Raw genomic sequence first — 7,792 nt, 5'->3', positions numbered from 1 at the left:
CGGCCGGGCCGCCGCCGGGGGCGCAGACTGCGAACCAGGCGGTGCTCGCGCTGACCGCCCGCTATGGCAAGGATCTGCCGGTCATCAACAATGGCCTGGTATGGCGGGTCTTTGCCGACAAGCCGGACGACAACGGCTCCTTCAAGCTGATCCGTGAGGACCGCGGCGCCACGCCCAACATCGTGTTGCCGCCGGGCAATTACGTCGTCCATGTGGCGCTCGGCCTGGTCAGCGCCGTACGCGCCGTGAGCCTGAAGTCGGAGACCGATCGCCAGTCCTTCGTCCTGCCGGCGGGCGGCCTGCGGATCGAAGGCCGGGTCGGCTCCAGCAAGATTCCGCCGAACCAGATTTCGTTTGCGATCTACAAGGGCAGCCAGTTCGACGGATCGGACCGCAATGCCCTGATCCCCAACGTCGCCGCCGGCGACGTCGCGCTATTGCCGGAGGGGACCTATTACATCATCTCCAATTACGGCGACGCCAACTCGGTGGTGCGTTCCGACATCCGCGTCCAGGCCGGCAAGCTCACCGATGTCACCGTCAGCCATCGCGCGGCCGTGATCACGCTGAAGCTCGTCAGTGAGAAAGGCGGCGAGGCGCTGGCGAATACCGCATGGTCGGTGATCACGCCCGGCGGGGACGTCATCAAGGAATCGATCGGTGCATTCCCCCGCGTCGTGCTCTCCGAAGGCGAATACCGCGCCATCGCCAAGAACGAGGGCAAGGTGTTCGAACGGCCCTTCAACGTCGTCAACGGCGTCGACGGCGAGGTCGAAGTCATCGCGCGCTAGATATGAATAAAATTTTCAGTGACTGTCATAGTCTCTAACGCGCACTAACCAAGATCTGACTTAGAACTGTCATAATGGCGCCGGCGCCCCGTCGCCTGCGCAATCTTTACATTGCTTTAAGCGAGCCTGATTTGGATGCGGGCGGGGACTGGAGCATGAAATCGGACAGGGGAAGCCGGTTTTCCCTCGCGACAAACGCGGAGCGTTTGCGCCGCGATCATGCTCGAATGTGAAGTGAGGTCGTGCTCCGATCTTCGTCGGACCATGATCTGGTGGTTCGGGGCGCGTCATGAGTGCGGCGAAGAAGTCGTCGGGAAAATTCAACACAGAAATGTTCGGCGACGTCCCGGTGCTCAAGCGCAAGTGGCAAGCCGCATTGCGTCCGGGCGACAGGTTGCCCCACTATGAGGACGTGATGCTCGGCAGCCTCGGCAGGCTCGCCGACCACATCGTCCTGCTCAAGGAAAGGGGCGGCGCGCTCGCCGTTTCGCAACCCGGCCGCTACATCCAGCAATGGCTGAATGACGACCGCTGGGACATGACGCTGAACGAGCTTCCGCCGGATTGCGCGACCGCGCTCGGCGAAGCCGCCGCCAACGCGGCTCTCAATGACCGGCCCTATCTTGCCACGGCGCATTGCGTGCGCGACGGCCTGGTCCGCACCTATGACGTGCTGGCGCTGCCGACCTCCTCCCGCTGGGGCGGCACACTGATCGGCGCCTACGTCAACGAGCGCGGCGCTCAGTACAATCTGCTCGATACGATTTTCGCGGCGACCGATGAAGGCGTGCTGTCGCTCGCCGCCATTCGCGATCCGCGCGGCGAACCGTTCGATTTCCAGATCATCTATCTCAACCAGGGTGCGGCGAAGCTTTTGAAGCGGCCCGAGCACGAGCTGTTGTGGCAGAGGCTCAGCACAGGCGGAAACCTGCTCGGCGCGGCCGATGTGACTGAGCGCCTGCGCGAGACTGTCCGCACGACCAGCGGGACCCAGTTCGAGATCGAGAGCGAGGACCGCTGCCTGCGGCTCGCCGTCACGGCGTTCGGCGACATGCTGTCGCTGACCTTGTCCGATGTCACGGCGCTGAAGCGGCGCGAGGTCTCCTTCCGCCTCCTGTTCGACAACAACCCGATGCCGATGTGGGTGTTCGACGCCGCCACGATGGAATTCCTCGGCGTCAACGACGCGGCGGTCCAGCATTATGGCTATCCGCGCGAGAAATTCCTGAGCATGAAGTTGCGCGAGATCTGGCCGGAGGACGAATGGGCCTCCCACAGCAAGGCGCTGCAGGAGATCGGCGACGTCTACCATTCCAGCCGCGACTGGCGGCACATCAAGGCGGACGGCAGCGAGATCCATGTGCTGACTTTCGGCCGCCGCGTTTCGTTCGACGGCCGCGACGGCTACCTCGTGGCCCTGGTCGATATCACCGAGCGGCGCAAGGCCGAGGCCCGCATTGCCTACATGGCCCACCATGACGGCCTGACCAATCTGGCGAACCGCGATTTCTTCCAGGACCGCTTGCGCGAGGCGCTGCAGCGGAGCAAGCCGGGGGGCAAGCGCGTCGCGGTGCTGTGCGTCGACCTCGACCTGTTCAAGAACGTCAACGACTCCTTCGGCCACGCGATGGGCGACCGGCTCCTGAAGCAGGTTGCGGAGCGGCTCACGGCCGACATCACCGGCGACAATCTGGCCGCGCGGCTCGGCGGCGATGAATTCGCGATCGTGCTCTCTGATGTCACGCCGAACGAGGCTAGCGACTTCGCCGAACGCCTGATCGGGACGCTGAGCGTGCGCTACGACATCGACGGCATCGAGGTGGTGGTCGGCGCGAGCGTCGGCATCGCGCTGTCGCCGGGCGACGGCACCAGCTCGGAAGAATTGATGCGCAACGCGGACATGGCGCTCTATCGCGCCAAGTCGGACGGCGGCGGCGTGCATCGTTTCTTCGAGCACGAGATGGACCGCCAGGCGCAGAAGCGCCGGGATCTCGAGCGCGACCTGCGCCAGGCCTTCGCCAATGGCGAATTCGAGCTGCACTACCAGCCGTTGGTCGACATCGCCTCCGACAAGATCAGCGGGTTCGAATCGCTGCTACGCTGGCGCCATCCGGAGAAGGGCATGATCTCGCCGGCCGAGTTCGTGCCGGTCGCCGAAGACATCGGCCTGATCGTCCAGCTTGGCGAATGGGTACTGCGCGAGGCCTGCTCGGAAGCGATGAAATGGCCCGGCGAGATCAAGGTCGCCGTCAACCTGTCGCCGGTGCAGTTCCGCAGCCGCAATCTGGTGCAGGCGGTGATCTCGGCGCTGGCGCATTCCGGTCTGTCGCCGCGACGGCTCGAGCTCGAGATCACGGAGTCCGTGTTCCTGGCCGAGACCGAAGCCAATCTCGCGATCCTGCACCAGCTCCGCGAGCTCGGCGTCAGCATCTCCATGGACGATTTCGGCACCGGCTATTCCAGCCTGAGCTATCTGCGCAGCTTTCCGTTCGACAAGATCAAGATCGACCGTTCCTTCGTCAAGGATCTGGCGCGCCGCACCGATTGCGTGGCGATCGTGCGCGCAATCTCCGGCCTCGGCCGCAGCCTGAACATCACCACCACCGCCGAGGGCGTGGAGACGGTTGATCAGCTCGACTGGCTGCGCGCCGAAGGCTGCAACGAAGTGCAGGGCTTCCTGTTCAGCGCAGCGCGGCCGGCGGACGAAATCGCAACGCTGTTGGCAGGCTTTGCCGGGCGCGCATCGAGGGCGGCCTGACGCCGTCTGCGGCGCGGCCGTCTCCGCCGCAAATTTGTCGGCTCGCGGCGATATTGGGCGCGGGCCATGACCATCGCTCCAGGACGTCGTGCAATCTGGCTCGCTGTGCTGTCGTTTCTGCTTGCGCGCGTTGTCGGCACGCCACTCGAAGCCTCCGCTCAAGAGATGTTTGCCGGCGTCACGGTGCGGGTGCCCGATGCGTTCTATGATCCGCCGGCGCAAGTGCCTGATACGCCGGGCGTGCTGCTGCGCAGCGAGTCCCTTCAGGATGTAAGGTTGCCGGCCGGCATGCGGGGCTGGCGCATCCTCTATACGACCACGGTGAACGACACCACGCGCGCAACCGCCGTCGCGACCGTGTTTGCGCCGATCGATCCGCCCGCAGGTCCGCGTCCTGTGATCGCCTGGGAGCACGGCACGACCGGCCTGCAGCAGAAGTGCATGCCGTCGCTGATATCGGCCCCGACATTGGGGATTCCGGCGCTCGATCGGATCGTGCGGGCAGGGTGGGTGATCGTCGCCACCGACTACTCATTCGCCGAGAGGGGCGGTCCGCATCCCTATCTCATCGGCGAAGGCGAGGGGCGCGCCGCGCTCGACTCGGTACGTGCCGCACGGCAGATGCCCGAGCTGACGCTCGATGCGCGCACCGTTGTCTGGGGCCATTCGCAGGGCGGGCATTCGGCGTTGTGGACCGGCATCATCGCTCCACGCTACGCGCCGGAGATCGAGATCGTAGGCGTCGCGGCAATCGCGCCGGCCGCAGACTTGCGGAACATCCTTGCCATGAACCAGGGGGTCGACAAGCGGCTCGGGCCGTATGTCGCGCTGTCCTATAGCCGCTTCTATCCCGACATCAGCTTCGAGCAGGCGGTTCGTCCCGAGGCGCTTGCGGCCGCGCGCGAGATCGCGGGCCTGTGCGGGTTCCTCCCAGCGGAGGAGCCAATGCGGGCAGCGGCGCTCACCGCGACGTTCGAGGGGCCCGCATTGGCAACACGCAGCAACCCGGCGCTTTCGGCAAGGCTCGCGCAGAACAGCGCCCACCACCCGATCGCGGCGCCGGTGGTGATCGCGCAAGGAGCGGAGGATGACGTGGTGCCGCCGGCGGCGACCGCAGGCTATGTCGAGGAGCGCTGCGCCGCCGGCCAGCGGCTCGAATATTGGACCTTCGTGAGGCTGGACCACGGCATGGTGCAGCCGGGCTCAAAGCTTGAGGCGCCGCTCATGGCATGGACCGCGGCACGCTTCCGAGGCGAGCCGCCGCCAAAGGGCTGCACCCGCAAGTCGTTCTGACGCGTGGCGCGGAGCGCTAGAACCGCGTCACGATATCCGACAGCGCCGGCCGCGGGCGGTCTTCGCTTGGCTTGGTCGGCTTGCCGATATGGATCAGGCCTGCGAGCTTCTCGTCGGGCTTCAAGCCAAAACCATCGAGCACGTCGCGGTCGAAGACGAACCAGCCGGTGAGCCAGCAGGCGCCATAGCCTAGCGCGGTGGCTGCGGTGAGGATGTTCATTGCGCTGGCGCCGGCGGAGAGCTCCTGCTCCCATGGCGGCACTTTCGGATGCGGCTTGGTGAAGCTGACGATGCCGATCACCAGCGGCGCATCGGTGAGCCGCCGCTTCTCGACTTCGATATCGGCTGCCGGCGCGCCTGGGTTCTTCTTGGCGAACACGCTCGCGATCACGTCGCCGGCGCGGTTGCGCGCCTCGCCTTCGAACACGATGAAGCGCCAGGGCGCGAGCTTGCCGTGGTCCGGCACGCGCGCGCCGACCGTCAAAATGGTCTCGAGCTCGGCCGGCGAGGGGCCGGGCCCCGTCATCTCGCGCGGCTTCACCGAGCGGCGGGTCTTCAGGAGTTCTATGGCATCGGGCACTACGGCTTTCCCTTAAACTGGAGCATGATCCGGAAAAGTGAGAGACCGGTTTTCCGAAAAGGATCACGCTCAAACCGGTCACGGACATTCTTCCCACGAGATAGGGTCGAATGCCCGCGACCGGAAGCGAGTTTAGACGGATTAAAGCATCAGGACAGCGACTTCGCCCGCTTGATGTCCGGCGGCGTCGCCTCGTCGACCAGCGCGGCGAGCGCCTCATCCGTCGGCATCACGGTCTGGCGCTCGCTGCCGAGCCGGCGGACGGAGACCGAATGGGTCTCGGCTTCCTTCTTGCCGACCACGAGCAGCGCCGGGATCTTCGCCAGCGAATGCTCGCGGACCTTGTAGTTGATCTTCTCGTTGCGCAGGTCGATCTCGACCCGCAGGCCGGCGCGGCGCGCCGCGGCCACCACCTGCTTGGCATATTCGTCGGCCTCGGAGGTGATGGTGGTGACGACCACCTGCACCGGCGCCAGCCAGAGCGGGAAATTGCCGGCATAGTGCTCGATCAGGATGCCGATGAAGCGCTCTATCGAACCGCAGATCGCGCGGTGCACCATCACCGGCGCCTTCTTCGATCCGTCATGGTCGATATAGAACGCGCCGAACCGCTCCGGCAGGTTGAAGTCGACCTGCGTCGTGCCGCACTGCCAGTCGCGGCCGATGGCGTCGCGCAGCACATATTCGAACTTCGGGCCGTAGAACGCACCTTCGCCCGGATTGATCTCGGTCTTGATGCGGTTGCTGCCCTTGGCCTTGATCTCCGACAGCACGGTCGCCATCACGCGTTCGGCATGGTCCCACATCGCGTCGGTGCCGACGCGCTTTTCCGGCCTCGTCGAGAGCTTGACGGTGAGTTCGCCATCGAAGCCGAAATCGGCATAGGTCGACAGGATCAGGTCGTTGATCTTCAGGCACTCGTCCGCGAGCTGCTCCTCGGTGCAGAACACATGCGCATCGTCCTGCGTGAAGCCGCGCACGCGCATCAGGCCGTGCATCGCGCCTGACGGCTCGTAGCGATGCACGATGCCGAATTCGGCCAGCCGCAAGGGCAGGTCGCGATAGCTCTTCAGACCATGCTTGAAGATCTGCACATGGCCCGGACAGTTCATCGGCTTCAGCGCGAACCAGCGCTTGTCCTCGGCCTCGTCGCCGGCGGACTGCGCCGCGAACATGTTCTCGCGGTACCAGTCCCAATGGCCGGAGGTCTCCCACAGCACCTTGTCGAGGATCTGCGGCGCGTTGACCTCCTGGTAATCGCCGGCGAGGCGGCGGCGCATGTAGGCGATGAGCTGCTGGAAGATGGTCCAGCCCTTCGGGTGCCAGAACACCACGCCCGGACCTTCTTCCTGGAAGTGGAACAGGTCGAGCTCGCGGCCGAGCTTGCGATGGTCGCGCTTTTCGGCTTCCTCGATCTGCTTCAGGTAGGCGTCGAGTTCGTCCTGCTTCGCGAATGCCGTGCCGTAGATGCGGGTCAGCATCGGATTGTTGGAATCGCCGCGCCAATAGGCGCCGGCGACCTTCATCAATCTGAACGCGTTGCCGATCTTCCCCGTCGAGGTCATGTGTGGGCCGCGGCAGAGATCGAACCAGTCGCCCTGGAAGTAGATCTTGATCGGCTCGTCGCCGGGAATGGCGTCGACCAGTTCGACCTTGAACGCCTCGCCCTTGTCGCGGAACACCTCCTTGGTCTTCTCGCGCGACCACACTTCCTTGGTGAAGGGTTTGTCGCGCGCGATGATCTCGCGCATCTTCTTCTCGATGGCGGCAAAATCTTCCGGGGTGAACGGCTCGTTGCGGAAGAAGTCGTAGTAGAAGCCGTTCTCGATCACGGGACCGATCGTCACCTGCGTGCCCGGCCACAGCGACTGCACGGCTTCCGCCAGCACATGGGCGCAATCATGCCGGATCAGTTCCAGCGCGCGCGCGTCGTCACGCGAGATCAGCTCGATCTTGGCATCCTCGGTGATGGGATCGTTGAGGTCATACAGAACGCCATCCAGCGCCATCGCCACGGTGCGTTTGGCCAGCGAGGGCGAGATGCCCTGGGCGATATCGAGCCCGGTGATGTTCCTGGGGAATTCGCGTTTCGCCCCGTCAGGGAAGGTGAGGGTGACTTTGTCCACTGGCTGCGCGGGTTTCAGGTTGCTGAGGCTGTACTGGAATCCGGACTCGGACTTGTGCTCGTCGGGCATGTCATTCTCCTGCGGCTCACTCCTGCGAACGAGCGCAGGTAAGCGGAAAGCAGCGATATAGCAGGGGATTCGGCCGGCGCAATCCGGCAATATCAAGAAATCGGCGAGGAATCGGCCTGATCCGATCAGATTGAAATGCAACCGCGATGAAGCTGCGCTCCTTCCCCCGCTTGCG

5 protein-coding genes are annotated in these 7,792 nt (G+C 64.7%); 3 read left to right on the top strand and 2 right to left on the bottom strand.

Annotated features, from left to right (window positions below):
* From CWO89_RS37730 to CWO89_RS37720, 3 genes are all read left to right on the top strand, one after another.
* The coding region (locus tag CWO89_RS37730; RefSeq protein WP_130583434.1) for an RgsD C-terminal domain-containing protein at positions 1–791 on the top strand (791 nt) is incomplete at its 5' end.
* A gap of 289 nt (positions 792–1,080) precedes the next feature.
* Entirely contained in the window at positions 1,081–3,549 is a 2,469-nt protein-coding gene (locus CWO89_RS37725; RefSeq protein ID WP_130583433.1) for a putative bifunctional diguanylate cyclase/phosphodiesterase, read from the top strand.
* A gap of 66 nt (positions 3,550–3,615) precedes the next feature.
* Entirely contained in the window at positions 3,616–4,842 is a 1,227-nt protein-coding gene (locus CWO89_RS37720) for a lipase family protein (RefSeq protein WP_130583432.1), read from the top strand.
* Between the two features lie 16 nt (positions 4,843–4,858).
* Here CWO89_RS37720 and CWO89_RS37715 read toward each other — a convergent pair whose 3' ends face one another.
* The gene (locus tag CWO89_RS37715) at positions 4,859–5,422 is read right to left on the bottom strand and encodes a nitroreductase family protein (protein ID WP_130583431.1); all 564 of its coding nucleotides are present in this window, start codon (positions 5,420–5,422) and stop codon (positions 4,859–4,861) included.
* A gap of 149 nt (positions 5,423–5,571) precedes the next feature.
* Positions 5,572–7,617, bottom strand: a complete 2,046-nt coding sequence (gene thrS / locus CWO89_RS37710; protein WP_130583430.1) for a threonine--tRNA ligase — start codon at positions 7,615–7,617, stop codon at positions 5,572–5,574.
* Between the last annotated feature and the right edge of the window lie 175 nt (positions 7,618–7,792).

Origin of the sequence: Bradyrhizobium sp. Leo170, from assembly GCF_004296405.1 — a bacterium.
In the GTDB taxonomy this organism is placed as follows: Bacteria; Pseudomonadota; Alphaproteobacteria; order Rhizobiales; family Xanthobacteraceae; genus Bradyrhizobium.
The sequence above is the reverse complement of the archived record's forward strand: the minus strand, read 5'-3'. Positions and strand labels throughout refer to the sequence as shown.